Origin of the sequence: Kitasatospora sp. NPDC005856, from assembly GCF_040629945.1 — a bacterium.
Lineage (GTDB): Bacteria > Actinomycetota > Actinomycetes > Streptomycetales > Streptomycetaceae > Kitasatospora.
Genome location: NZ_JBEXWT010000022.1, coordinates 14,777 through 39,565, shown reverse-complemented (window position 1 = coordinate 39,565; position 24,789 = coordinate 14,777). Strand labels below are relative to the sequence as shown.

At 72.3% G+C, this 24,789-nt stretch carries 19 protein-coding genes; 3 read left to right on the top strand and 16 right to left on the bottom strand.

Features of this window, described 5'->3' with window-relative positions; translation table 11 throughout:
* Positions 1-3 precede the first annotated feature (3 nt).
* The 15 genes from ABZ449_RS15935 to ABZ449_RS15865 all read right to left on the bottom strand — a co-directional run bounded on the left by ABZ449_RS15935 (position 4) and on the right by ABZ449_RS15865 (position 18,914).
* The gene (locus tag ABZ449_RS15935; RefSeq protein ID WP_360345862.1) at positions 4-936 is read right to left on the bottom strand and encodes a CU044_5270 family protein; all 933 of its coding nucleotides are present in this window, start codon (positions 934-936) and stop codon (positions 4-6) included.
* Positions 933-1,565 (bottom strand): RNA polymerase sigma factor, encoded by a 633-nt coding sequence (locus tag ABZ449_RS15930; protein WP_360345860.1) that lies wholly within the window; start codon positions 1,563-1,565, stop codon positions 933-935. The genes ABZ449_RS15935 and ABZ449_RS15930 overlap by 4 nt, the downstream gene beginning before the upstream one ends.
* Before the next feature lie 69 nt (positions 1,566-1,634).
* Positions 1,635-2,438: a hypothetical protein gene (locus ABZ449_RS15925; protein WP_360345858.1), complete on the bottom strand. Its 804-nt coding sequence runs from the start codon at positions 2,436-2,438 to the stop codon at positions 1,635-1,637.
* Between the two features lie 121 nt (positions 2,439-2,559).
* Positions 2,560-3,462, bottom strand: coding sequence for an enoyl-CoA hydratase/isomerase family protein (locus tag ABZ449_RS15920; RefSeq protein ID WP_360345856.1), 903 nt, complete (start codon positions 3,460-3,462; stop codon positions 2,560-2,562).
* Entirely contained in the window at positions 3,459-4,592 is a 1,134-nt protein-coding gene (locus ABZ449_RS15915; protein ID WP_360345976.1) for a cytochrome P450, read from the bottom strand. Before ABZ449_RS15915 ends, ABZ449_RS15920 begins: the two co-directional genes overlap by 4 nt.
* 407 nt (positions 4,593-4,999) lie before the next feature.
* Positions 5,000-6,340, bottom strand: coding sequence for a cytochrome P450 (locus ABZ449_RS15910; RefSeq protein WP_360345974.1), 1,341 nt, complete (start codon positions 6,338-6,340; stop codon positions 5,000-5,002).
* Between the two features lie 143 nt (positions 6,341-6,483).
* Positions 6,484-7,074: an ATP/GTP-binding protein gene (locus tag ABZ449_RS15905; protein ID WP_360345854.1), complete on the bottom strand. Its 591-nt coding sequence runs from the start codon at positions 7,072-7,074 to the stop codon at positions 6,484-6,486.
* Complete coding sequence (locus ABZ449_RS15900; RefSeq protein WP_360345852.1) at positions 7,049-7,420, bottom strand: DUF742 domain-containing protein; 372 nt, start codon at positions 7,418-7,420, stop codon at positions 7,049-7,051. The genes ABZ449_RS15905 and ABZ449_RS15900 overlap by 26 nt, the downstream gene beginning before the upstream one ends.
* Positions 7,417-7,818 (bottom strand): roadblock/LC7 domain-containing protein, encoded by a 402-nt coding sequence (locus ABZ449_RS15895; RefSeq protein WP_360345850.1) that lies wholly within the window; start codon positions 7,816-7,818, stop codon positions 7,417-7,419. Before ABZ449_RS15895 ends, ABZ449_RS15900 begins: the two co-directional genes overlap by 4 nt.
* Positions 7,815-9,113: an ATP-binding protein gene (locus ABZ449_RS15890; RefSeq protein ID WP_360345848.1), complete on the bottom strand. Its 1,299-nt coding sequence runs from the start codon at positions 9,111-9,113 to the stop codon at positions 7,815-7,817. Before ABZ449_RS15890 ends, ABZ449_RS15895 begins: the two co-directional genes overlap by 4 nt.
* Before the next feature lie 449 nt (positions 9,114-9,562).
* A complete protein-coding gene (locus tag ABZ449_RS15885; RefSeq protein ID WP_360345846.1) occupies positions 9,563-10,420 on the bottom strand; it encodes a hypothetical protein in 858 nt (285 codons plus the stop codon).
* Between the two features lie 229 nt (positions 10,421-10,649).
* Entirely contained in the window at positions 10,650-15,596 is a 4,947-nt protein-coding gene (locus ABZ449_RS15880) for an NAD-glutamate dehydrogenase (protein WP_360345844.1), read from the bottom strand.
* 284 nt (positions 15,597-15,880) lie between these two features.
* Positions 15,881-17,506 carry an L-glutamate gamma-semialdehyde dehydrogenase gene (gene pruA, locus ABZ449_RS15875; protein ID WP_360345972.1) on the bottom strand — a complete coding sequence of 542 codons (1,626 nt, stop codon included), beginning with the start codon at positions 17,504-17,506 and terminating at the stop codon, positions 15,881-15,883.
* A 194-nt stretch (positions 17,507-17,700) separates the two neighbouring features.
* Positions 17,701-18,357: an HAD hydrolase-like protein gene (locus ABZ449_RS15870; RefSeq protein WP_360345842.1), complete on the bottom strand. Its 657-nt coding sequence runs from the start codon at positions 18,355-18,357 to the stop codon at positions 17,701-17,703.
* Between the two features lie 47 nt (positions 18,358-18,404).
* Entirely contained in the window at positions 18,405-18,914 is a 510-nt protein-coding gene (locus tag ABZ449_RS15865; protein ID WP_360345840.1) for a hypothetical protein, read from the bottom strand.
* 430 nt (positions 18,915-19,344) lie between these two features.
* On the opposite strand from ABZ449_RS15865, the gene ABZ449_RS15860 reads away from it, so the two are divergent.
* On the top strand, positions 19,345-19,797 hold the full coding sequence (locus ABZ449_RS15860) for an Rv3235 family protein (protein WP_360345838.1): 453 nt from the start codon (positions 19,345-19,347) through the stop codon (positions 19,795-19,797).
* 101 nt (positions 19,798-19,898) lie between these two features.
* Here ABZ449_RS15860 and secA read toward each other — a convergent pair whose 3' ends face one another.
* The gene (secA, locus tag ABZ449_RS15855; RefSeq protein ID WP_360345836.1) at positions 19,899-22,661 is read right to left on the bottom strand and encodes a preprotein translocase subunit SecA; all 2,763 of its coding nucleotides are present in this window, start codon (positions 22,659-22,661) and stop codon (positions 19,899-19,901) included.
* Positions 22,662-22,927: 266 nt separating this feature from the next.
* On the opposite strand from secA, the gene ABZ449_RS15850 reads away from it, so the two are divergent.
* Together ABZ449_RS15850 and ABZ449_RS15845 are read left to right on the top strand one after the other, a co-directional pair.
* Positions 22,928-23,485: a GNAT family N-acetyltransferase gene (locus ABZ449_RS15850; protein ID WP_360345834.1), complete on the top strand. Its 558-nt coding sequence runs from the start codon at positions 22,928-22,930 to the stop codon at positions 23,483-23,485.
* Between the two features lie 79 nt (positions 23,486-23,564).
* The gene (locus ABZ449_RS15845; RefSeq protein WP_360345832.1) at positions 23,565-24,788 is read left to right on the top strand and encodes a crosslink repair DNA glycosylase YcaQ family protein; all 1,224 of its coding nucleotides are present in this window, start codon (positions 23,565-23,567) and stop codon (positions 24,786-24,788) included.
* Position 24,789 lies beyond the last annotated feature (1 nt).

Below are 24,789 nucleotides of genomic sequence, written 5' to 3'. Positions count from 1 at the left end.
CCGTTACGGGCGGGTGCCGGGCTGGTCGACGACGGCGCGGGCGAGGACGGCCATCTGGCCGGTGATGTCCCCCTTCTTGACGGTCGCGCCGTCGGTGAGGGCGACGGTGCGCTCGCCGAGGAAGGTGTAGTCGGTGCGGTCGAAGATCCACTGGGACTCGACCTTCCCACCGCGGTCCCGGCGCGCGACCGCGACGCCGGGGCGACCGGCGGCGTCGGTCACCTCATCGATCACCGTGACACCGGGGATCTTCCCGGCCGCCCGGTAGAGCGCGGCGCTGACGGCGGGCGGGGCGATCTGCTCGCGCAGGAGGTCACCGATGGTCCTGAACGCCTCCTCGTCGGGGCCGGGCCCGAGGCCTGCGGTGTCCGCGTGGATCCTGGCCAGCAGCGCGTCCGGGTCGGTCGGCAGGGCGGCGACGTAGGCGTAGCTGCCGATCCCGGAGTGCGGCGCGGGTTCGGGCTCTCCGTGCTCGTCCCCTCCTCCGGGGTTCGGCAGATGCCCGTCCAGGAGCAGCAGGTTCCGCTTGCTGCCGTCGACGGACCTCCAGACCTCCCGGGTCCGCGGCGCCTCGCCCTCCGACTTCGCCCAGTCCTCCAGGCTCTTCACGTAGACGAACTGGTCCCCGCGCACGGCCGGGGCGGGCTGCTGTTCGGCCGCCTTCGCCGCGCGGTCCAGGACGACCGCCGCCACCGGTCGGCTGGGGTCGGGGCCCGGCTGCGGCTGCGGCTGCCCGCCGATCAGTACCAGGGACAGCGCCAGGCCGCCCGCCAGGGCGGGCAGGGCCACCCAGCCGAGCCTGATCCGCCGGGGCGCGGTCACCGGCCCACGCGCGAGCTCGCTCATCAGGTGCCCCCGCAGCTGCCGCCGGCGGTCGGCGGAGAGTCCCGGCCCCGTGGGTACCATCGGCAGCCGGGCGCGTTCGTCCTCGTTCATCGGGTCCTCCCCGGAGTCGTCGACCTGGCCGCTCCGCTGCGGCCACCCAGTACCTGTCCGGTGTCCGGGGGGAGTTCCCGCCCGTTCCGGAGCTCCTCGTCCGTCAGCGCGCGCAGCTTGGTACGGGCGCGCGAGAGCCGGGAGCGAACCGTGCCGACCGGCACCCCGAGTGCCTCGGCCGCGCTCGCGTAGTCCAGGCCCGCCCAGACACAGAGCCCGAACACGTCGCGCTCGGCCTTCCGCAGCCCGCCCAGCGCCCGCCGGACGGCGGCGAGCCGGGCGTCGTCGTCGAGCCGCCCGGCCAGCTCCTCGGCGAAGTCCGGCAGGACGCCCCGGTCGGGCAGCCGCTCCATCGCCGCCCGGTGCCGCCGGGCCGCCCGGGTCGTGTTGCGCAGGACGTGGGCGGCTATCCCGAACAGCCAGGGGCGCACCGGCCCGTCGTCCTCCCGCAGCTTGCCGCGCAGGCGCCACGCTTCGAGGAACGTCAGCTGGACGACGTCCTCCGCGGCCGCCCGGTCCCCCACCACCCGCGCCGCGTACCGGTACAGGTCGTCCGCCGTCTCATCGAACAACTCCCCGAAGGCCCACTGGTCCCCGCTCCTCAATCGCGCCCGCTGTGACAGTTCCACACCCCCACCTGTCCGCAGGCTCCACCCGGTTCCCGACGGGCCGCCGAACCAGCGGAGCCCGGACGGGCCTCAGGAGCAGTAGGTGTCGTGCTTGACCAGGGCGAGGGCGGCGACCTTGCCCTCGGTCATGGTGAACTCGTAGAACCAGTCCGGGCCGCCGCTGCCGCTGTCGGCCGGGAGCTCGAACTTGCCGCCCTCGGCCGGCTTCAGATCCTTGCCCGCGTAGGCCTGCTTGAGCTGCTCCTCGGTCGAGCCGGCACCGACGCCCTCGGCGGTCCGGGCGTCCGCGGGCGCCACCACCTGGCGCAGGCCCTCGGTGCCGAAGTTGACCCGGCCGGTGGCCCTGAGAGCCTCGTCCCGGGCCTTGCGGGCGGGCGTGACGAGGTCCAGGTCCTTCTGGAGCGCGGCGAACTCCTGCTGGTCGGCGGTGTCCTGCTGGAGCTGCTCCTGGAGGCGCGCGCTGTGCTCCTGCATCTCCTTCAGCGAGGCCCCGGCCGCCAGCGGCGGGACCGGCTTCCGCTTCGCCCTCATCTCGTCCATCCTGGCCAGCGCCTTGCCGGCCTTCGCGTGGACCTCCGCCTCGTTCGCCATCCGGACCGGGTCCGGCGCGGGGCCGCCCTTGTACGCGTAGTCGGTGCAGCCGTTCAGCACCGAGACCGGCGACGCCTCCAGGGCCCCGGAGGCGAGCACCTCGTCCTTGGTCATCGACAGCTGCAGTCCCCGGTAGCCGCTCGCGCCGAACGGCTGCGGCGGCGTACCGGCCGCCGCGGCGGCGCCGCCCTTGTCCCCCTCGCAGGCCGCCGCTCCGGCCGCGACCAGAGCCATCGTCAGCACGGCCACCGCCACGCGCGTGCCGCGCTTCATCCCCACCATGATCGTCTCCCTTTGTCGATCGCACACGGTAGCGAACGTGCGGACACGATCCACACTCTTTTCCCAGCCGCACGGACGGGGCCCGCGTCCCCAGGACGCGGGCCCCGTCGCAGGCACCGGGTCAGGAGGCCGGGGGCCGGGTGGCGAGGCCGCGGGTGTAGTGGGCGGCGGCGATGACCGAGGCCATCAGCTCGGAGTCGAGCACGGAGGCGTCGGCCATCCGGGTGGCCGAGGCGTGCGAGACCAGCAGCGTCTTGGTGACCCGCAGGGCGGCCTCGGAGCGGCGCGTGATGGGCCTGGCCAGCTCCTCCACCGCCGCGTCCAGGCCGTCCTCGGGGACGACCCGCTGCAGGATGTCGAGCTCCCGCGCCTCCACCGCGCCGACCGGGCGGCCGGTGAGGATGATCTCGCGGACCCGGGCCGCGCCGACCTCGTGGAGCAGCCGGGGCAGCAGCCCGCCCCAGGCGACGGGCAGGCCCAGGGCCAGCTCGGGCAGCCGGAAGACGGCGCTGTCGGCACCGACCCGCAGGTCGCAGGCGAGCGCCAGGGCGAAGCCGGCGCCGGTCGCCCGGCCCTGGACCCGTGCGACGGTCACGGCGGGGCTGCTGGTGAGGGCCTCACAGACCCGGCGCGCCCGGTCCCCGTAGCTCCGTATCCGGCCGCCGGTCGGGTCCTCGTCCAGGCCCGCGAAGAGCTCGTCGCGGTCGCCGCCGAGGCAGAAGTCCCGGCCGGCCGCGGACAGCACGATCACCCGCACGGCCGGGTCGGGCGCGGCGAGGACGGCGAGGAGTTCGTCCAGCATGGCCGAGGTGACGGCGTTCCCGGTCGCCGGGCTGTCCAGCTCGACGTGGAGCACCGCTCCCCGGAGCTCGGAACGGACCGTACGGGCCGGAGCGGGCGCGGGCTCGGGAACCGCCGCCGGCCCGGGCTCGGGGTACCGGCCGGTGGGCGCCGGAGGGTTCGTCAGGTACGGGGGCCGCATCGCGTACGGCGGGTACTGGGGAGCCTGCGGGGAGACGTTCATGCGGCGACTCTCAGGGACGTCACCCGGTGGAACACCATCCGGGGCGCGTGCTCGGGTGGGCTCACCGCCCTCAGCGTCGGGAAGCGCTCCAGCAGCTGCCCGAGCAGGGCCCGCGCCTCCAGCCGGGCCAGGCCCGCGCCGAGGCAGTAGTGGGCGCCGCCCCCGAAGGTGAGGTGGGAGCCCCGGCGCAGCGGATCGAAGGTGTGCGGGTCCGGGTTGCGGCGCGGATCGCGGTTGGCCGCGCCGTACATCACGTGGACCATGGTGTCCTTGGGGAGGAACACCCCGCCCAGCACGGTGTCCTCGCCCGCGACGCGGCTGTTGACGCGGATCGGCGGGTCGTAGCGCAGCGCCTCGTCGATCGTCTCGTCGATGTGCTCGGGCCGCTGCCGCAGCCACTCCCACCGGCCCGGCGTCTGCAGCAGCTGCCACACCAGCGAGGAGAGCAGCGTCGCCGTGGTCTCCAGCGAGGCGATGGTGACGAACATGGTGAGCTGGTAGACCATCCGGTCGGTGGCCTCGCGGTCGGACTCCAGCGCGTCCCAGGTGCGGATCCAGCCCGCGACCACGTCGTCGCCGTCGTTCTCGCGGCGCTCCCGGACGAGGCGGGTGAAGTACTCGCGCAGCTCCGTGGTGGCCTGCTCGGAGACCGCCAGCTGGCTCTTGGTGGGCAGCAGTTCCTGGGCGTGCACCTGGTTGTGGGTCATCGTCAGGATGTGCGGGTAGTCCGCCGGCGCGATGTCCAGCCAGCGCCCGATGGTGCCGATCGGCAGCTGCTCGCTGACCACGGAGGCGAAGTCCGCCTCGCCGTCCGTCCGTATTCGCTCGGCCAGGTGGTCGAGCAGCCGGGCGGCGTCGGCCTCGATCTCCGGCACCATGTCCCGCAGGGTGTTCCGGTCGAAGAGGCTCCCGAGGCTGCGCCGCTGCCGGGTGTGCTCGGGGGCGTTGAGCCGGGAGAGGGTCCGGCTCATCTCCTGGGTGGCGACGGCCTCCCAGCGCTCCGTCCCGGTCTGCCGCTCCTGCCAGGCGAAGTCGGGGACGAGCCAGGTCCTGCCGCGCAGGACCTGGTCGCACGCCTCGTAGCCGGTGACCAGGTAACCGCCCCAGGGCGCCGGGACGAGTTCGCCCAGCGCCCGCAGCTCGTCGTAGACCAGGCTCGGGTCGGCGAGCCCCTCGGCCGACCGCAGCCTTCGCAGCAGCGGGACGGCGGCGCGGCGGTCGGCCCTTCCGTCAGCACGCTCCGACTCCGCGGGGCGGGCTTCCAACATGGCGGTCACACGGGCTCCTTCAACACGCGGGCGGGCAGTACGGCGGCGTACTACCCAGCAACAGCGCGCTCAAGCGTCGATCCGTGTTGCCCCCGTCACGTTCTGCTCCGTCGTCGCACGCCGTTCACCTCGCGGTGACCGAAGGACTCTTGACGGTGCGACGGTGCGACGGCGCGACGGCGCACGGCGCGACGGCCCGTGGCCCCGGACGCGGATCCGGGACACCACGGGACCCCGGCGACCGGAGCCGGGCCGGGCCCCTGGACGACTCAGAGCCGGAAGACGTCCAGGAAGGAGCTCCACCACCCCTTCTTCTGCGGAGCCCGGGCGGGTGCGGCGGCGGCGGCGGTGACCTGCGCGTACGCCTGCGCCTGCTCGGAGCCGGCCGGGGACGGGGCCGGGGCGGTGTCCGCGCCCCCGGCCGGCCGCGCGGTGCGGGCGGCCACCGGGCTGAACCGCACCGGCAGCGAGACCAGGCCGCGCTGGAACGGGCCCGGCCGCCACTCCACGCTCTCCGCCGGAACGGCGAGCATGACGTCCGGGAGCGCGTTGAGCAGGCACTCGATCGCGCTCAGGGCGATCAACTGGGCCGGGGACTTGGCCGGGCAGGCGTGCGGGCCGGCGCCCCAGGCCAGGTGGGCCCCCTTGCTGAGGGTCAGCCGGGCGTCGGTGAGCACGGGGTCGCTGTTGGCAGCGGCGAAGCTGATCACCACCGGGCTGCCGGCGTCCATCTCGACGCCGCCCAGGTTGAGGTCCTGCATCGGGTAGTGCGTGGCGTAGTTGGCGATCGGCGGGTTGTTCCACAGCACGTCGTCGAGGGCGTCCTCGATGCGCAGCCCGGAGCCGCCCTCGCCGGACAGCAGCAGGAGCAGGGCGTTGCCGATCAGGTTGCGCTCGGGCTCGACACCGGCGCCCATCAGCATGACCAGCTGGTCCTTGAGCTCCTCGTCCCGCAGGCCTGCGGGGTGCTGGATGAGCCAGGAGGTGATGTCGTCGCCCGGCTGGCGGCGCTTCAGCGCGACCAGGTCCATCAGGCAGGAGGTCAGCTCCTCGTTGGCCTGGATCACGTCGAGGCCGTCGAAGAGCGCGGACATGCTGCGGGTCAGCCGGTCGCCGATGTCGGCCGGGCAGCCGAACAGCTGGTTGAACAGCAGCAGCGGCAGCAGCTTGGCGTAGTCGTTCAGCAGGTCGGCCCGGCCCAGCGGACTGAACTGGTCGATCAGGTAGCCGGCGATCCGCTCGACGTGCCGGTTGAGCCGGTTGTCGTTGAGCCGCTCCAGGCTCTCGGTGACGGCCTTGCGCAGCCGCAGGTGCTCGGCGCCGTCCGTGAAGAGGCAGTTGGGCCGGTAGAACATCATCGGCAGGACGGGGCTGTCCATCGGCACCCGGCCCTCGTTCAGCGCCGCCCAGCGCCGCGAGTCCCGGGCGAACATCCCCGGGTTCTGCAGCACCCGCAGGGCGGCCTCGTGCGAGGTGACCAGGGTGGCGTCCACCCCCGGGGCCAGCTCCACCGGCGCGGCGGGACCGTGGGCGCGCAGCTTGTCGTAGACCGCGCCGGGGTCGGCCGAGAACATTTCCCCGTAGAGCGGTGTGCTCACGCCGGCGTGCATCGGGCAGCCCGGCGGAGCCGACTGCGGGACGGGTCGCTGCAGAGATTCCATGGGTCGTTCCTTGGAGGTGGCCCCGGGCGGGTGCGGACCCGGGAGACGTGAGGGGAGGGAGGCGTGGGGGAGGTCGGGAAGCGTGGGGGAGGTCAGGAGGCGCGGTCGAGCAGGTGCCGGACGAGCGTCAGCAGGGCGTTGGCGGATGAGCGCTGGTCGCGCGCGTCGCAGAACACCACCGGCGTGTGCGGCAGCAGGTCGAGCGCCTCGCGCAGCTGCTCCTCGGTGTACTCGCTCTGCCGGTCGAAGCTGTTGACCGCCACCGCGTACTCCAGGCCGTACTGCTCGATCAGGTCGATGACGGGGAAGGTGTCCGCGAGGCGGGTCGGGTCGGCCAGCAGCAGGGCTCCCAGCGCGCCCCGCGCCATGTCCTCCCAGAGCTGCATGAACCGCTGCTGCCCCGGCGTGCCGAACAGGTACAGCACCAGGTCGTCGCCGAGGGTCAGCCGACCGAAGTCCAGGGCGACGGTCGTGGTCTTCTTGTCCGGTGCGCCGCGGAGGTCGTCGACGCGGATGGACGCCTGCGTCATGCTCTCCTCGGTGCTCAGCGGGGCGATCTCCGACAGCGCCCCGATGAGTGTGGTCTTGCCGACCGCGAAGTGCCCCACGACCAGGATCTTGACCGCGGTCGTCACCGCGCCGGGGACGTAGATGTCCTCATGCGAACCGGCGTTGAAGTCCATGCAGTACCTTCTCTAGAAGTCTCGGGTCCGGGGCCTGGGCCGGGGGCGGGGCCGACCGGCGCAGCAGCCGTCCCTCACGGATCAGGTCCGTCAGCAGCAGCCTCACGACCCCGACCGGCAGCTCCAGCCGGGCCGAGACCTCGGCCACCGAGAGGTAGCCGCCGGAGCACAGCTCCCAGATCGCCCGGGTCTCCGGGCTCGGCAGGGCGGGGAGGTCCTGCTCGGGCGCGACGGTGACCAGGGTGATCAGAGACAGGTCGTCCGCGTTCGGTAATTCGCGTCCACCGGTGATGACGTACGAGCGGATGAAGCCGCCGGTGACCCGCTGTTCCTCGCCGCCCGTCATGAGCCGCTGAGCGAGCTCTGGCGCGGCGCCGCCGACATCGCCCGTCCGAGTGCGCCCACCTGCTGCTGCATCCGGAAGGACATCGCCTCCATGTCGACGTCGGGAGCGGTGGAGGCGGCCAGGTACGCGCCGCTGCCGGCCGCGATCAGGAAGATCCAGCCGTGGTCGTACTCCAGGAGGGTCTGGCGCCAGGCCCCGCCGCCCGCGCCGACGAACGGGGCGACCGCGCGGCTCAACGACTGCATCGAGCTCATCGCGGCGGCGTTGGTCTCCGCCTCGTCGCGGCCGATCTCGCTGGAGCGTTCGAGCAGGAGGCCGTCGGCGGAGACGAGGATGGCGTGCCGGGCGCCGGGTACCTGGAGCAGGTCGTTCAGCACCCAGGACAGATCACGGCTCACTGGATCTCGGTTCCTTCCGTGGACATGGTGTTACGGCCGGACAGCGTGCCGCGCTGGAACGCGCCGAGGCGGGACGGCGTGTGCTGGCCGGTGCTCCGCACCGGCTCCTCGGCCCGACCGGGGGCCTGCGGGGCGGGGACGACCGACACGGGCCGCTGGCGGCGGCGCCGGGGCAGCAGTCCGTCCGCGGTCGTCTCCGGCCCTGCCATCGCCGCGGGCACCGGGGCCAGCGGCGGCGCCGGCTCGGACAGCGACACGAGCCGCTGGCCGGCGGCCGGCGCCCAGGCCTGCGCGGGCTGCTCCACCGGTGCGGCCTGGTAGTCCTGGTAGTCCTGATGGTCCTGGTAGTCCTGGTAGTCGGTGTGCACGGCGACGGGCGGGGCCGCGACCTCACTGCTGAGCAGTTCGGCCGGCAGCAGCACCACGGCGCGCACGCCGCCGTACGGGGAGACCGAGTCGACGGAGACCCGGAAGCCGTAGCGGGCGGCCAGCATGCCGGAGACGGCGAAGCCGAACTTCGGGGGGTTGCCCAGGCTGGTGAGGCTGATCGGCGCGCCCGGGTTGAGGAGCACTGCCGCGCGGTCCTTCTCCTCCTGGCCCATGCCGAGGCCGGCGTCGTCGATGATCAGGCAGACGCCGGTGGGGACGGCCTGGACGCTCACCTCCACCGGGGTGTCCGGGGCGGAGTAGTTGGTCGCGTTGGCGAGCAGCTCGGACAGCACCACGGCGACCGGCTCGACGACCTTGCTGGCGAGCGAGACGCTGACCCGGGAGTGGATCCGCACCCGGTCGAAGTGCCGGATCCGGCCCTGGGCGCTGCGGACCACGTCGTAGACCGAGGCGACGCTCTCGCGGCGGCCCAGCCAGCCGCCGCAGAGCACCGCGATGCCCTGGGCGCGCCGGCCGAACTGGCTGTTCGTGTGGTCGATCGTCATCAGGTCGGCGAGGATCTGCGGGCTGTCGCCGTACTTCCGCTGCACCTTGTCGATGACGACCTGCTGCTCGTCGGCCAAGCCCTGCAGCGTCCGCATCGCCGCCTTGAGGACGGACTTGGTGTCCTCCTCGGCGTCCCGGCGGACGGCGGTCAGCTCGGACGCGTGCTGGTTCTGCAGGTGGTCGTGCAGCGCGGCGATCTCGTCACGCCGGCGCTGTGCCAGGGCGCTCTCCTCCTCCAGGGAGGCGTTGCGCCGCCGCAGGGCGAGGTTCGTCCTGCGGGCCTGGAGGGCCGCTCCGACGGCTGCGAGCATCACCACGATGAAGACCCAGAAAAAGGGTTCCTGCACAAATGACGTCATGAAACTCTCTTCAGGTGGCATCGCGTGGAGCCGGTCCGGGCCCCAAAGCGCGAATGGGACTGGCGGCCTGAAGCTCTCCGAAAGGCACCTGATGTCACATCACATCGAAGTGCATTCCGACACGAGACCTGCGGCGACGCCTATCGCGGAGTCAGCCTACTGCACCTCATGCCATGTCAGAACAGATACCAAAAAGGGCAGTTGGGGCGAAATTCCACGACTTGCTGGGAACTCTGACAAGAAATGGCGCGATTCGTGACGCCGCGTTAACCGCAGGGACACGTCCCCACCACACTTCGATTCGCGCGCAGGGTGGTCGCGCCGCCACACTCCGGAACCGGCGCGGCCCCGGGGAACGGCCGAGGGCCCCGACGAACCGGGAGGGTTCGTCGGGGCCCTCGACGGCCGGCCGACCGGTCAGCCGACCGGTCGATCGGTTGACCGGTCGGTCAGGAGCACTTGACGGCGCGGTTCACCACGGCCATCCCGGTGACCTTCCCGCCGTCCACGGTGAACTCGTACTGCCAGCCCGGCCGTTCCTCCACCGGGAGCACGTACCTCTCGGGCCTGGCCTGCTGGAGACCCTTGGCGCCGTAGGCCTGCTGCAGGGCCTCCACGGTGGCGCCGGCGCCGATGCCCTCGGCGGTCCTCGCCTCCGCCGGGGCGACCAGCTCGCGCAGGCCCGCGGGGGAGAAGGAGACCCGGCCGGTGGTCAGGTACGCCTTCTCCATGGTCTCCCGGGCGACCTTCAGGTCGACCAGGGCCTGGGTCGAGTCCGCGATCAACTTGGCGGCGGCAGCCGCGTCCTGGGCCCCGGCGGCCGAACCGGCGGCGGCCGCGGCGGCCTCCTTCGCGGAGGCGTTCGGCGGCAGGGTGCCCGCCGGGGCGGGAGCCTTGCCGTTGGCCGCGTCGGCCTTGGCGCTCAGGTCCCGGTAGCGGGCCTCGGTGGCCGCCTCGGCGGCCATCCGGGCCTGGTCCGGCGCCGGGCCGCCCCGGTAGACGAAGTCCGCGCAGCCGCCGAGCAGCGAGACCGGCGCGGTCTCCAGCGCGCCCGTGGCCAGGCCCGCGTCCTTCGCCATCCCCGGCGTCAGGCCGCGGTAGCCGGCCGCCGCGAAGGCCTCCGGCGCCTTCGTCGTGGGCGCCGCCGCGGACGCGCCCGCCCCGGCCGTGGCCGCGGCGCCGGCCTTCGCGGTGTCCTTCGCGCCGCCCTTCCCGTCGTCCGGCGAACAGGCCGCCGCCGCGGCGACCAGCAGTGCCACCGAGACGCCCACGCCCAGTGCGCGGGCCGAAGCCCGGTTCTTCCTCATGCGACAACCCCCATGTGATCCTTCCGGAACACCGTAGCGAAGGTGCGCTCACGATCCACAACCGTTATCGGGGCCGTGGAACCGGGGCGACCGCGAGGGGCCGGAACCGTGAACGGAAGGGACCCCGCGGAAGGGATCGCGCGAGCAGGACCGGGCGCACGAAAGGGTCCGAGCATGCGGAAGGGGCCCGCGTCCCCGTGGACGCGGGCCCCTCCGGTACAGCCGTCCGTCAGCGCATCGAACCGGTGCGCAGCAGGGTGCGGATGACGCGCATCGCGACCGAGAGGCTGGACAGCTCGTAGTTGTCCGAACCCCTTATGTCGTCGAGGGTGCTCTTGGCGCGGTTCAGCAGGGTCGCGTTGAGCTCGGCCCAGGCGGTGTACCGCTCCTCCGGGGTGGCGCCCTCGGGGCCGCAGGCCAGGACGTCGGCGGTCAGCGCCGCGTGCGCCGCGAAGAGGTCCTCGCGGATCGCGGCCCGGGCCATCGACGACCAGCGGTCGGTGCGGGGCAGCTCGATGATGCGGTCGAGCAGGTGCGAGATCTGGAGCCGGTCGCCCAGGTCGTAGTAGAGGTCGGCGACCTCGGCGACGTCCTTGCCGGAACGGTCCGCGACCTCGGCGATGTCCAGGGTCGGGAAGACCGAGGAGAGGCCGGCGATCCGGGTGGCCAGCTCCTCCGGCACCCCGGCCGCGGCGAGCTCGTTGTACACCGACTCGAACCAGGTCAGGTCCTCGCCGCGCAGCGGCTTGGGCAGCGAGGCCCAGACCTGGTTGACCCGGTCGTGGAAGAACTCGATGGTGCCGGCGATGTCGAGCGGCTGGCGGCGGTTGTTGAGCATCCACCGGGTGGCGCGCTCGACCAGGCGCCGCGAGTGCAGGCGCATCTTGGTCTGTGCCTGGGCCGGGACCTGGTTGTCCAGGTCCTCGATCTCGGCCCAGATCGGCTCCAGGTCGAAGACGGCCCGCGCGGCGGTGTGCGTCCGGGCGATCTCCTCGTAGGTCGCGCCGGTCTCCTCCTTCAGGCGGAAGGCGAAGGTGCAGCCACCGCGGTTGATCGTGTCGTTGACGATCAGCGTGGTGATGATCTCGCGGCGCAGCGCGTGGTTGTCGATCGCGTCGGCGAACTTCGCCCGCAGCGCGCTCGGGAAGTACTCGTGCAGCGCGCTGCGGAAGAACGGGTCGTCCGGCAGCTCGGTGGCCAGCAGCTCCTCGGCCAGGATGATCTTGGTGTAGGCGAGCAGGACGGACATCTCGGGCTGCGAGAGGCCGCGGCCGCTCTGCTGGCGCTCACGGATCTGGCGCTCTGCGGGCAGGAACTCCAGCGCACGGTCCAGCTGGCCGGCCGACTCGAAGCGGCTGATCATCCGGGCGTGCACGTTGACCATGCTGTGCGCCTGGGAGACGGCGTTGGCCAGCACGACGTTCTGCGCGTAGTTGTTGCGCAGCACCAGGTGGCCGACCTCGTCGGTCATCTCGGCCAGCAGGGCGTTGCGCTGCTTGACCGTCATGTCGCCCTCGGCGACGACCTGGTTGAGCAGGATCTTGATGTTGACCTCGTGGTCCGAGGTGTCCACACCGGCCGAGTTGTCGATCGCGTCGGTGTCGATCCAGCCGCCGGTGCCCTCCGGGCCGCCGGTGGCCGCGTACTCGATGCGGCCGAGCTGGGTGCAGCCGAGGTTGCCGCCCTCGCCGATGACCCGGGCGCGGACCTGCTCGCCGTTGACCCGGATGGCGTCGTTGGACTTGTCGCCGACCTCGGCGTTGGTCTCGCTGGAGGCCTTGATGTAGGTGCCGATGCCGCCGTTCCAGAACAGGTCGACCGGGGCCTGGAGGACCGCCCGCATCAGCTCGGCCGGGGTCAGCTTGGTCGCCTCGACGCCGAGCGCGGCCCGGACCTGCGGGGTCAGCTGGATCGCCTTCGCCGAGCGGGGGTACACCCCGCCGCCGGCCGAGATCAGCGACTTGTCGTAGTCGTCCCAGGAGCTGCGCGGCAGGTCGAACAGCCGGCGGCGCTCGGCGTACGAGGAGGCCGCGTCCGGGTTCGGGTCGAGGAAGATGTGGCGGTGGTCGAAGGCGGCGACCAGGCGGATGTGCTCGCTGAGCAGCATGCCGTTGCCGAAGACGTCGCCGGACATGTCGCCGATGCCGATGACGGTGAAGTCCTCGGTCTGGGTGTCGACGCCGAGCTCGCGGAAGTTGCGCTTGACCGACTCCCAGGCGCCGCGGGCGGTGATGCCCATGCCCTTGTGGTCGTAGCCGGCCGAGCCGCCGGAGGCGAACGCGTCGCCCAGCCAGAAGCCGTAGGACTCGGCGACGCCGTTGGCGATGTCCGAGAAGGTCGCGGTGCCCTTGTCGGCGGCGACGACCAGGTAGGTGTCGTCCTCGTCGTGGCGGACCACGTCGGCCGGGTGCACGACCTCGCCGCCGACCAGGTTGTCGGTGATGTCGAGCAGCGCCGAGATGAAGGTCTTGTACGACGAGACGCCCTCGGCCAGCCAGGCGTCACGGTCGACCGCCGGGTCCGGCAGCTGCTTGGCGACGAAGCCGCCCTTGGCGCCGACCGGGACGATGACGGTGTTCTTGACCATCTGCGCCTTGACCAGGCCCAGGATCTCGGTGCGGAAGTCCTCGCGCCGGTCGGACCAGCGCAGACCGCCGCGGGCGACCTTGCCGAAGCGCAGGTGGACGCCCTCGACCTGCGGCGAGTAGACCCAGATCTCGAACGCCGGGCGCGGGGCCGGCAGGTCCGGGATGGCCTTCGGGTCGAACTTCATCGACACGTAGGAGTGCCACTCGCCGGAGGCGGCGCGCTGGAAGAAGTTGGTCCGCAGGGTGGCCCTGATGAGGTTGAGGAAGGAGCGCAGGATGCGGTCCTCGTCCAGCGAGACGACCTCGTCGAGGGCGCCGGACAGCTCCTCCAGGATGCCCTCGGTCAGCTCCAGGGCGCCCGAACGGTGGCTCGGGCTCAGCCGGGCCTCGAACAGGTTGACCAGCAGGCGGGTGGTGTGGGTGTTGTTGCGGAGCGCGTCCTCCATGTAGTCCTGGGAGAACGTGGAGCCCGCCTGGCGCAGGTACTTGGCGTACGCGCGCAGCATCATCGCCTGGCGCCAGGTCAGCCCGGCGGTCAGCACCAGCTCGTTGAAGCCGTCGTTCTCGGCCTTGCCGGTCCAGGTGGCGGCGAAGGTCTCCTGGAAGCGCTCGCGGGCCTCGTCGGTGAGCTCGGTGGCCTCGCGCAGCTTCAGGCCGAAGTCGTAGACCCACGCGGTGGTGCCGTCGGAGCGGCGCAGCGCGTACGGGTGCTCGTCCAGCACCTCGACGCCCAGGCGCTGGAGCACCGGCAGGACCTCGGTGAGCGAGATCGGGCCGCCGACCCGGTAGATCTTGAAGCGGCGCTCGTCGTCGCCGGCGCCGACCGGCTGGTACAGGTTCAGGCGGAAGTCGCCCTCGCCGTGCAGCGACTCGATCTGCTTGATGTCGGCGACGGCGGTGCGCGGCGGGAAGTCGGCGCGGTAGCCGTCGGGGAAGGCGTTGGCGTACTTGTGGCCGAGCTCGGCGGCCTTCTCCTCGCCCAGCTCGAGGTGCAGCTGGTCGTGGAAGCCGTCCATCCAGAACCGGGCGGCCTCGGCCAGGCGGTTCTCGATCCGCTCGATGTCCGTCTCGGTGAGCTGCGGCAGCTCGGTGCCCGGGGCGACCCGGACCACGAAGTGCAGGCGGGTCAGCACCGACTCGGTGGCGTACACCGTGTAGTCGATGGTGGCGCCGTTCAGCTCCTCCTTGAGGATGTCGGTGATCAGCAGCCGGATGCGCGTGGTGTAGCGGTCGCGCGGCAGGTAGATGAACGCCGAGAAGTAGCGCCCGTACTCGTCCTGGCGCAGGAAGAGCCGGAGCTTGCGGCGCTCCTGGAGGTAGAGCACGCTCGTCGCGATGGAGAGCAGCTCGGAGGCCGGGGTCTGGAAGATCTCGTCCCGCGGGAAGGTCTCCATGATCTGGAGCAGGTCGCGGCCGTCGTGGCTCTCGCTGGAGAAGCCGGAGTCCTCCAGCACCTCCTGGACCTTGCGGCGCACGACCGGGATGCGGGTGACCGACTCGGTGTAGGCGGCGGAGGAGAACAGGCCGAGGAAGCGGCGCTCGCCGACCGGCTCGCCGGCGGCGTTGAACTTCTTCACGCCGACGTAGTCCAGGTAGGCCGGGCGGTGCACGGTGGCACGGCTGTTGGCCTTGGTCAGGACGAGCAGCTTCTTCTCGTGGGCCTTGGCGCGCACCGGCGCGGAGAGCCGGCCGAAGGCCTCGCTGACCGCGTGGTGGGCGTCGTCGTGGCTGTGCGGGTCGGAGCGCAGGATGCCGAGGCCGGTCCCGGCGACGGCCTTGAGGACCTCCTCGCCCTCGTGCTCGACCAGGTCGTACTCGCGGTAGCCGAGGAAGGTGAAGTGGTCGTCGGCGAGCCAGCGCATCAGTTCCCAGGCCTCGCCGACCTCCTGCTCGGGCAGGCCGGCCGGGGGCTGCTCGGCCAGCTCGTCGGCCAGGCGCAGCGCGCTCTCGCGCATCTTGCCCCAGTCCTCGACGACCTCGCGGACGTCGCCGAGCACGCGGCGCAGGTCCGCCTCGATGGAGCGCAGGTCCTCGCGGTCGGTCTCGCGGTCGACCTCGATGTGCATCCACGACTCGACGGTCGCGTCGGCGGGCCAGTCGGTGCCGGCGGCCTGGCTGCGGGAGCAGGCGTCGACGTCCAGGATCTCCAGCAGCTTGCCGGTGATGTCACGGCGGACGACCAGCTGGGGGTGGATCACGATGTGGATCGCGCGGTCCTGGCGGGACAGCTCGTTGGTGACGGAGTCGACCAGGAAGGGCATGTCGTCGGTGACGACCTCGACCACGGTGTGGCCGCAGGACCAGCCGTTCTCCTCGACCGAGGGGGTGTGCACCCGCACCTCGGCGGTGCCCTGCGGGCGCTTGAGGCCCAGGCGGTAGTGGGAGGCGGCCGCGCCGTAGACGTCGACCGGGTCGCGGTCGACCAGGTCCTCGGGCGCGGTGTGGAGGTAGTAGTGGTGCAGGTACGCGGTCAGAGCGCCGTTGCTCAGACCCTCCCCCGGCGCCGCTCCCCCCACCTGGCTGTTCTCAGCGGCTGCGGCTGCCTTCTTGAGCAGTTCGGCCTTGGCTGCGTCCAGCTTGGTCTGCATGACTTCTTGGCTCCTGTCGCGCGCCGTTGCGTGACTCGGTGGTGTGTGGATGTACACCGACGGGTCACCGCAATCCTGCCGCACCATCCGACTGAAAGGGGCTCATGGCGCGCATGAAACGTCCTTCCAGCGGGTAGGACGTCACGTTCGTCCTGCAGCCACCCGACGACGCCAGCCAGCCTAACCGGATCAATCGAAGGTGGACAGGGACAGGTAGGAGCAAACCCGCAGGAAGTAGGGTCCGTCCTGGACACCTTGTCCAAACCGGAGCCTGGTGTTCACCCTCAGCCCATGTGCGGGTAGCCGTGGTGGGTCGGCGGGACGAATGTCTCCTTGATCGACCGGGCGGAGGTCCAGCGGAGCAGGTTCTGCGCGGCCCCCGCCTTGTCGTTGGTGCCGGAGGCCCGGCCGCCCCCGAAGGGCTGCTGGCCGACGACGGCCCCGGTGGGCTTGTCGTTGATGTAGAAGTTCCCCGCCGTGAAGCGCAGTTCCTCGACGGCCTGGGCGATGGCGTAACGATCCTGCGCGATCACCGAGCCGGTCAGACCGTACGGGGCGCCGCCGTCGACCCGGCGCAGCACGTCGTCCCAGCGGGAGTCCTCGTAGACGTGGACGGCGAGGATCGGGCCGAAGTACTCGGTCCGGAAGATCTCGCCCCGGTGGTCGGAGGAGACCAGCACGGTCGGCCGGACGAACCAGCCGATCGCGTCGTCGTACTGGCCACCGGCCGCCAGTTCGATCGTCGGATCGGCCTTCGCCCGGTCGATGGCGTCCCGGTTCTTCTCGAAGGCGCGCCGGTCGATCAGGGCGCCCATGAAGTTGGACAGGTCCGTCACGTCGCCCACCGCGAGCGCGTCCACCTCGGCCAGGAAGTCGTCCTTGATCCGCTGCCAGAGGCTGCGCGGAAGGTACGCACGGGAGAGCGCCGAGCACTTCTGGCCCTGGTACTCGAAGGCGCCGCGGATCAGCGCGGTCCGCAGGATCTCCGGGTCCGCCGAGCGGTGGGCCAGCAGGAAGTCCTTGCCGCCGGTCTCGCCGACGATCCTCGGGTACGCGCGGTAGCCGCCGATGTTGGCGCCGATGGTCTGCCACAGGGACTGGAAGGTGGCGGTGGAGCCGGTGAAGTGCAGCCCGGCGAAGGCCGGGTCGGCCAGCACGACCGGGGAGACCTGGAGGCCGTCGCCGGTCACCAGGTTGATCACCCCGGGCGGCAGACCGGCCGCCTCCAGCAGCCGCATCAGGTGGTACGCGGCCAGGGTCTGGGTCGGCGCGGGCTTCCAGACCACGGTGTTGCCCAGCAGCGCCGGGGCGGTGGGCAGGTTGCCGGCGATCGCGGTGAAGTTGAACGGGGTGACGGCGTAGACGAAACCTTCCAGCGGACGGTGGTCGGTGCGGTTCCACACGCCGGGCGAGGAGGCCGGCTGGTCGGCCAGGATCCGCCGGGCGAAGTGGACGTTGAACCGCCAGAAGTCGATCAGCTCGCAGGCCGAGTCGATCTCCGCCTGCTGCACGGTCTTGGACTGGCCGAGCATGGTGGCCGCGTTGAGCGTCTCCCGCCAGGGGCCGGCCAGCAGGTCGGCGGCGCGCAGGAAGACCGCAGCGCGGTCGTCGAAGGAGAGCGAGCGCCACTGCCGCCCGGCGGCCAGCGCCGCGTCCACCGCCGACCGGGCGTCCTCCCGGGTGGCGTTGCCGAGCACACCCAGCTTGGCGGCGTGGTGGTGCGGCTGGACGACCTCGATCCGCTCGCCGCCGCCGAAGCGCTGCTCGCCACCGATGGTCATCGGCAGCGGGACCTGCTCGGCGGCCAGCTCGTCCAGGCGCCGGACCAGCCGGTCCCGCTCCGGGCTGCCGGGGGCGTACACCTGCACCGGCTCGTTGACCGGCACCGGCACCTCGGTGACTGCGTCGATGGGCATGGCGGCTCCGTCCTGGCGGCTGGTCGGGTGTGACACCAGCCTGACCAGCCGGGGCGCGATCCGCCCGTTCAGACACGCGGACGGCGGACGTGGCGCCCGCCACGTCCGGCCACGCCCGGCCACGCCCGCCCGCTTCCGGGCGGACCTGGCTTCAGCCCGCGATCCGGCCCGGGACGGCGGGCCTGGCTTCAGCCCGCGATCCGGCCCGCCAGCTCGACCGCCTCGGCCAGGCTGTCCACCACCGGGACGCCGACCGGCTCCAGCTTCTCCCGGGTGTGCGAACCGCCGGTGTAGAGCACCGCGTGGGCGCCCGCGTCGAGCGCCGCCCGGGCGTCGTCCGCGGCGTCGCCGATCAGCACCGTACGGGCCGGGTCCACCCGCTCGCCGAGCGCGGCCAGGTGCCGGGTCAGGTGCTCCGCCTTCTGGCCGCCGGACGGGCCGCTGCGGCCGTCCACCCGCAGGAAGCCGCCGGCCAGGCCGAAGGTCTCGACCAGCGGGACCAGCGCGTCGTGCTCGTACATCGACAGCAGCGACTGGCTGTTCCCGGCCTCCCGCCAGCCGTCCATCAGCTCGCGCACGCCCTCGGTCAGCCCGCAGGCGCGGCTGAGCTCCCGGTAGTGGTCGTGGAAGGCGTCGTCGAGCCGCAGCCACTCCTCCGTGGAGGGCATCCGGCCGAGCAGCCTCTCGTAGAACCGGGGGATCGGGATCTCGTACTGCTCGCGGTACTCCTGGAGGCTCATCGGCCCGATGCCGATGGTCGCGAACGCGGCATTGCTCGCCCCGAGCACCGCCTCCATGTCGTGGAAGAGCGTGCCGTTCCAGTCCCAAACGATGTGAGTGCGCACAGGGTGAAACGGTAACCCGACCGGGTGACACGCCGGTAGGACGGACCTCACGCGAACAGGGAGGGGATCTCCTGGGTCGCGTACCAGAGCAGGTCGTGGTCCTCGGCGCCGTCCACGGTGAACTGGGCGTCCTGGTCGCCCGCGTCGGCCGCGGCCACCGCCGCCACCGCCGCCGCGACGTCCGTGACCACCTCGTCGTCGGCCACGTCGGCGTGCACCGCGGCGGCCTTGGCCAGCCGCACCGGGCCGGCCAGCACCACCCGGCCGAGCGAGGCCTGGTCCTGGTACTCGTCCCCGGGGAAGGGCCGCACCGACGCGTCGGCCACGTCCAGCGCGACCACGACCCGGCGGCACGGGGCCTGCGGGTCGGCGGCCAGCAGCCGCAGCGAGGACTGCGCGGCCCGGTTCAGCGCCGCGTACTCCAGCTCCTCCAGGTCGTCGCTGACGTACCACTCGCGCAGTGCGGGCGTCACGGCGTAAGCGGCGGACTGGTCCAGGGCGCCGCCCTCGTGCGCCGCCGCCAGGCCGGTCAGGGTGGTGGGCACGTACACGCGCATCGGTGGCACTCTCCGGTTCGTCCAGCGGGGTTCGTCCAGCGGCACCACATCTCCAGCGCCCCAAGACTCCAGCGCCCCAAGAATAGGCGCCGCCGGGCGGCCCGTGATCACCTCCGGTCCCGGGCCGTCCGCTCCCGGTCGGGGCCCGACGGTGCGCTCCGGGCCGGTACCGCGCACCGCGGCGGCCGGGCGCCGCCACCCGGTCCGCCCAGTCGGAGCGTCCCCTTTCGGGCCGTACGGTCCGCCCCCGCACGTCAACCGGACGCCGTCGGGCGGCCCGTCCGGCCCGTCGCCGCACCGGTCGGTTCACCCGGATAGGTGAACTCGCCGGACCGCCCCCGGCGCCCCGGAAACCCGTTGCCGCCCCGCTCCGGACGCCCCCAGCCTGGACCCGTCCGTACCCGCACCACCCAGCCGAGGAGCCACCCCCGTGACCGTCCGGTTCGACGCCCACCTCACCGCCCGCCCGCACCGCCGTCCGCGCGACGCCGGCGCCTGCGACCCGGCCGGCCGCCGCCCGCGCCACCCGCGCGCCGCCTGCACCGCCTCCCCCGGGCCCGCCTCCGGGGCGCTGGCCGCCCGGTTCGCCCACCAGCTCGTCGAGGTGCTCACCGGCGCACGGCCCTCCGGCCAGCTGATGCGGCACACCAGCCTGGACGGCTACGGGCAGCTCGCCTCCCTGGTCCGGGCCGGCGCGCTGCGCCGCGGCGGCCCCGCCGACCGGCCCCGGCTCGGCCCGGTGCACGACCGCTCGCCCTCCCCGGACGCGGTCGAGGCCTGCGTACGGGTCGACCTCGGCCGGCGCCACCACATGGTGGCCTTCCGGCTGGAGCAGCGCGGCCCGGCCGGGCAGTGGCAGTGCACCGCCGTGGAGGCCCGGTGAACGCCCTGTCGCACCCCCGACGGCACGGTACGGCGCAGGGCGCCGTCCCGGTCCGGGAACGGCGCCCTGCGTGGCGTCCTGGCTGGTGTCCGGCGGCCGGCTCAGCCCTTGCGGCGGCGGCCCTTGGCCGACTTCGCGGCCTTGCGGCGCTCGGCGCGGGTCAGGCCGTCGCCCTCGTCCTCCGGCGCGAGGTCCTCGAAGTCGCCCTCGACGACACCGCCGCCGACCTCGTCCGAGGGGGCCGTGTAGTGCAGCCGCTGCGGCTTCGGGGCCTCCAGGCCCTTGGCCTTGATCTCCGGGCGGGCGGCGTCCTTCTCCAGCTTGTCGAGCACCACCTGGGCGTCCTCGACCGGGACCTCCTCGACCTGCTGCTCGACCTGGACCTCCAGGTTGAACAGGTAGCCGACGGACTCCTCCTTGATGCCCTCCATCATCGCGGTGAACATGTCGAAGCCCTCGCGCTGGTACTCGACCAGCGGGTCGCGCTGCGCCATGGCCCGCAGGCCGATGCCCTCCTGGAGGTAGTCCATCTCGTAGAGGTGCTCGCGCCAGCGGCGGTCCAGCACCGACAGCACGACCCGGCGCTCCAGCTCGCGCATGATCTCCGCGCCCAGCTGGTCCTCGCGGGCGCCGTACTGCCCCTGGATGTCCTCCTGGACGGACTTGATCAGGAACTCGGGGGTCAGACCGGCCCGGCCGCCGGCCTCCTCCTCCAGCTCGTCCAGGTCCAGGGTGACGGGGTAGAGCTGCTTGAGCGCCGTCCAGAGCTTGTCCAGGTCCCAGTCGTCCTCGAAGCCCTCACCGGTGGCGGCCCGGACGTACGCCTCGACGGTGTCGTCCATGAAGTGGCCGACCTGCTCCTGGAGGTCCTCGCCCTCCAGCACCCGGCGGCGCTCGCCGTAGATGACCTCGCGCTGGCGGTTGAGCACCTCGTCGTACTTGAGGACGTTCTTGCGGATCTCGAAGTTCTGCTGCTCGACCTGGGTCTGCGCGGAGGCGATGGCGCGGGTGACCATCTTGGACTCGATCGGCACGTCCTCGGGCACGTTGGCCATGGAGAGCACGCGCTCGACCATGCCGGCCTTGAACAGGCGCATCAGGTCGTCACCCAGCGACAGGTAGAAGCGGGACTCGCCCGGGTCGCCCTGACGGCCGGAACGGCCGCGCAGCTGGTTGTCGATCCGGCGGGACTCGTGCCGCTCGGTACCGAGGACGTAGAGGCCACCGGCCTCCTTGACCTCGTCCTGCTCGGCCTTCACCGAGGCCTTGGCCTTCTCCAGCGCGGTCGGGAAGGCGGCCTCGTACTCCTCCGGGGTGTCCGTCGGGGTCAGCCCGCGCTGCGCCAGCTCGGCGGCGGCCAGGTGGTCGGCGTTGCCGCCCAGCATGATGTCGGTGCCGCGGCCGGCCATGTTGGTGGCGACGGTGACGGCGCCCTTGCGGCCGGCCTGCGCGACGATCTGCGCCTCGCGCTCGTGGTGCTTGGCGTTCAGCACCTCGTGCGGGATGCCGCGCTTGCGCAGCTCCTGCGACAGGTACTCGGACTTCTCGACCGACACGGTGCCGACCAGCACCGGCTGGCCCTTCTCGTGCTTCTCGGCGATGTCCTCGACCACGGCGGCGAACTTGGCCGGCTCCGACTTGTAGATCAGGTCGGGCTGGTCGATGCGCAGCGGCGTCCTGTTGGTCGGGATCGGCACCACGCCGAGCTTGTAGATCTGGTGGAACTCGGCGGCCTCGGTGGTGCCGGTACCGGTCATGCCCGCGAGCTTGTCGTACAGGCGGAAGAAGTTCTGCAGGGTGATGGTGGCCAGGGTCTGGTTCTCGTTCTGGACCTCCACCCCCTCCTTGGCCTCGATCGCCTGGTGCATGCCCTCGTTGTAGCGGCGGCCGGCCAGGATCCGGCCGGTGTGCTCGTCGACGATCATGACCTCGCCGTTCATCACGACGTAGTCCTTGTCCCGCTTGTACAGCTCCTTCGCCTTGATGGCGTTGTTCAGGAAGCCGACCAGCGGGGTGTTCACCGACTCGTAGAGGTTGTCGATGCCCAGGTAGTCCTCGACCCGGGTGACACCCTCCTCCAGGATGCCGACGGTGCGCTTCTTCTCGTCGACCTCGTAGTCCCGGTCGATCTTCAGGCGCAGCACCAGCTTGGCGAAGTCCGCGTACCACTTGGTCGCCTGGTCCGCCGGGCCGGAGATGATCAGCGGGGTGCGGGCCTCGTCGATGAGGATCGAGTCGACCTCGTCGACGACCGCGAAGTAGTGGCCGCGCTGGACGAGTTCGTCCTGCGACCAGGCCATGTTGTCGCGCAGGTAGTCGAAGCCGAACTCGTTGTTCGTGCCGTACGTGATGTCCATCCCGTACTGGCGCTTGCGCTCGGCGGGCGTCATGTTGGCCAGGATCACGCCGACTTCGAGGCCGAGGAAGCGGTGCACCCGGCCCATCCACTCCGAGTCGCGCTCGGCGAGGTAGTCGTTGACGGTGATCAGGTGGACGCCCTTGCCGGTCAGCGCGTTCAGGTACGCGGGCAGGGTGCCGACGAGGGTCTTGCCCTCACCGGTGCGCATCTCGGCGACGTACCCGTGGTGCAGGGCCGCGCCACCCATCAGCTGGACGTCGTAGTGCCGCTGGCCGAGCACGCGCTTGGCGGCCTCGCGGACGGTGGCGAACGCCTCGGGGAGGATGTCGTCCAGGCTCTCGCCGTCCGCGAGCCGCTGCTTGTACTCGTCGGTCAGTGCGCGCAGCTCGGCGTCGGTGAGGTTGACGAAGTCCTCTTCGATGGAGTTGACCTGGGCGGCAATCCGCTGCAGCTTGCGAAGGATCTTGCCCTCGCCGGCGCGCAGGATCTTGTCGAAGACGGACACGTGAGCGGGCTCCTTGCCTGTATTGGCACTGGACGACTGCACGGGGGGTCCACCCCACCGCACGGGCCATCGTATGCGAGGAGTCCAACCCCCCGGGAGGTGCGTCAGCACGGTATTCCCGTGTCACCCCCGCGGGCACATGGCCCGATAGCACCGTCCACCGGGGCAAAACGGTCGGATAGCCGGAGAGTTGGCCGCTCGCAGGGCGCGCGGAGCGGCGGAATAATCGGATGCCCGCTTTCCTCGCCCGGCGAAATAATCCGTTCATGGAAGAAACCAGCACCGAACCGGTCATCCTCACCACCGAACGGCTCGTCCTGCGCGCCCCGCAGGAATCCGACATCGACGCGGTGTTCGCCGCCTGCCAGGACCCGGAGATCCAGCGCTGGACCGTCGTTCCGTCGCCGTACCGGCGCGAGGACGCGGAGTTCTTCGTGCGCGATCTCGCCATCGAGGGCTGGCGCACCGGAGCCAACCGGATCTGGTGCGTGTTCGAGCGCGAGTCCGGCGCCCTGGTCGGGTCCCAGGGGCTCGTCCTGCGCCCCCACGACCCGGGCTCCGCCGAGATCGGCTGGTGGGCCGTGAAGGAGTTCCGCGGCCGCGGATACACCACCGAGGCGGCCCGCGCCGTCTCCCGCTTCGGCCTGCGCGAGCTCGGCCTGCGCCGCCTGGAGTGGCAGGCCTACGTCGGGAACGAGGGCTCCCGCGCGGTCGCCACGAAGGCCGGCTACCGCTTCGAGGGCACCCTGCGCTCGTACGCCGAGCAGCGCGGCGTCTTCCACGACGCCTGGATCGCCTCCCTGCTCCCCTCCGACCTGGCCTGAGCCCGCGCCCCGCTCCGCCCCGGGCCGCAGCCCCGGTGCCGGATCCGCGTTGTCGGTACCCCGGACTACGCTCGCCGGCATGACCGCCGCTGCCGCCCGCCCCGCTGCCGCCCGCCCCGCCCCCGTCGCCGTCCTCGGCGCGGACGACGCCCGCCGGATCGCCCTGCGCGCGCAGGGCCTGCTGGGCGCGCCGGACCGGCGCGGCGGGGTGCGCGGGGTGCTGCGGCACCTGGGCGCCGTCCAGCTGGACACCATCTCGGTGCTCGCCCGTTCGCACGAGCTGGTGCCGTACGCCCGCCTCGGCGCGGTCGGCCGCCCGGCCGTCGAGGCGGCGTACTGGGGCGGCGGCACGAGCTTCGAGTACTGGTCGCACGCCGCCTGCGTGCTGCCGGTCGAGGAGTGGCCGCTGTTCGCCTTCCGGCGCCGCCGCTACCGCGACCGCGGCCACCTCTGGGGCCACCAGGTCACGCCCGAGACCTACCGCGCCGTACTCGACAAGCTGCGCGCCGAGGGGCCGTTGACCTCCACCGAACTGGGCGGCGCCAAGCGGACCGCCGAGTGGTGGGACTGGTCCGACACCAAGATCGCGGTCGAGCGGGCACTGGCCTTCGGCGACGTGGTCTGCACCGAGCGCCGGAGCTGGAAGCGGGTCTACGCACTGGCCGAACAGGCCATCCCGGACACCCTGTTCGGCCAGGACCGGTCGGACGAGGAGTGCGTGCGCACCCTGGTCGCCCAGGCCGGCGCCGCGCTCGGCGTGGCCACCCGGGCCGATCTGCTGGACTACCACCGGCTGCGCGCCGAACAGTTGGACCCGGTGCTCGCCGACAGCGGGCTCGTCCCGGTCGAGGTGGCCGGCTGGGGCCCGGACGGCTCCCCGGCCCCGGCCTGGGCCGACCCGACCGCCCTCGCCACCGCCCCGCGCGGGCGCCACCGCACCACGCTGCTCTCGCCGTTCGACTCGCTGGTCTGGGACCGCGCCCGCACCGAGCGGATCTTCGGGATGACGCACCGGCTGGAGGCGTACACGCCCAAGCACAAGCGGGTGCACGGCTACTTCGCGATGCCGCTGCTGACCGGCGGCCGACTGGTCGGCCGGGTCGACCCGGCCCGCGAGGGGCGCACCCTGGTCGCCCGGCAGGTCTCACTGGACGGCCGCGGAGGCGGCGACCGCCACGTCGAGGCCCTGGCGACGGCCCTGCGCGAGGCGGCCGCCTGGGTCGGCTGCGACGAGGTGCGGGTCGGGACGCTGCACGACGAGCGGCTGCGCCCGACCCTGGAGAAGCTGCTGACGGAGCGCTAGG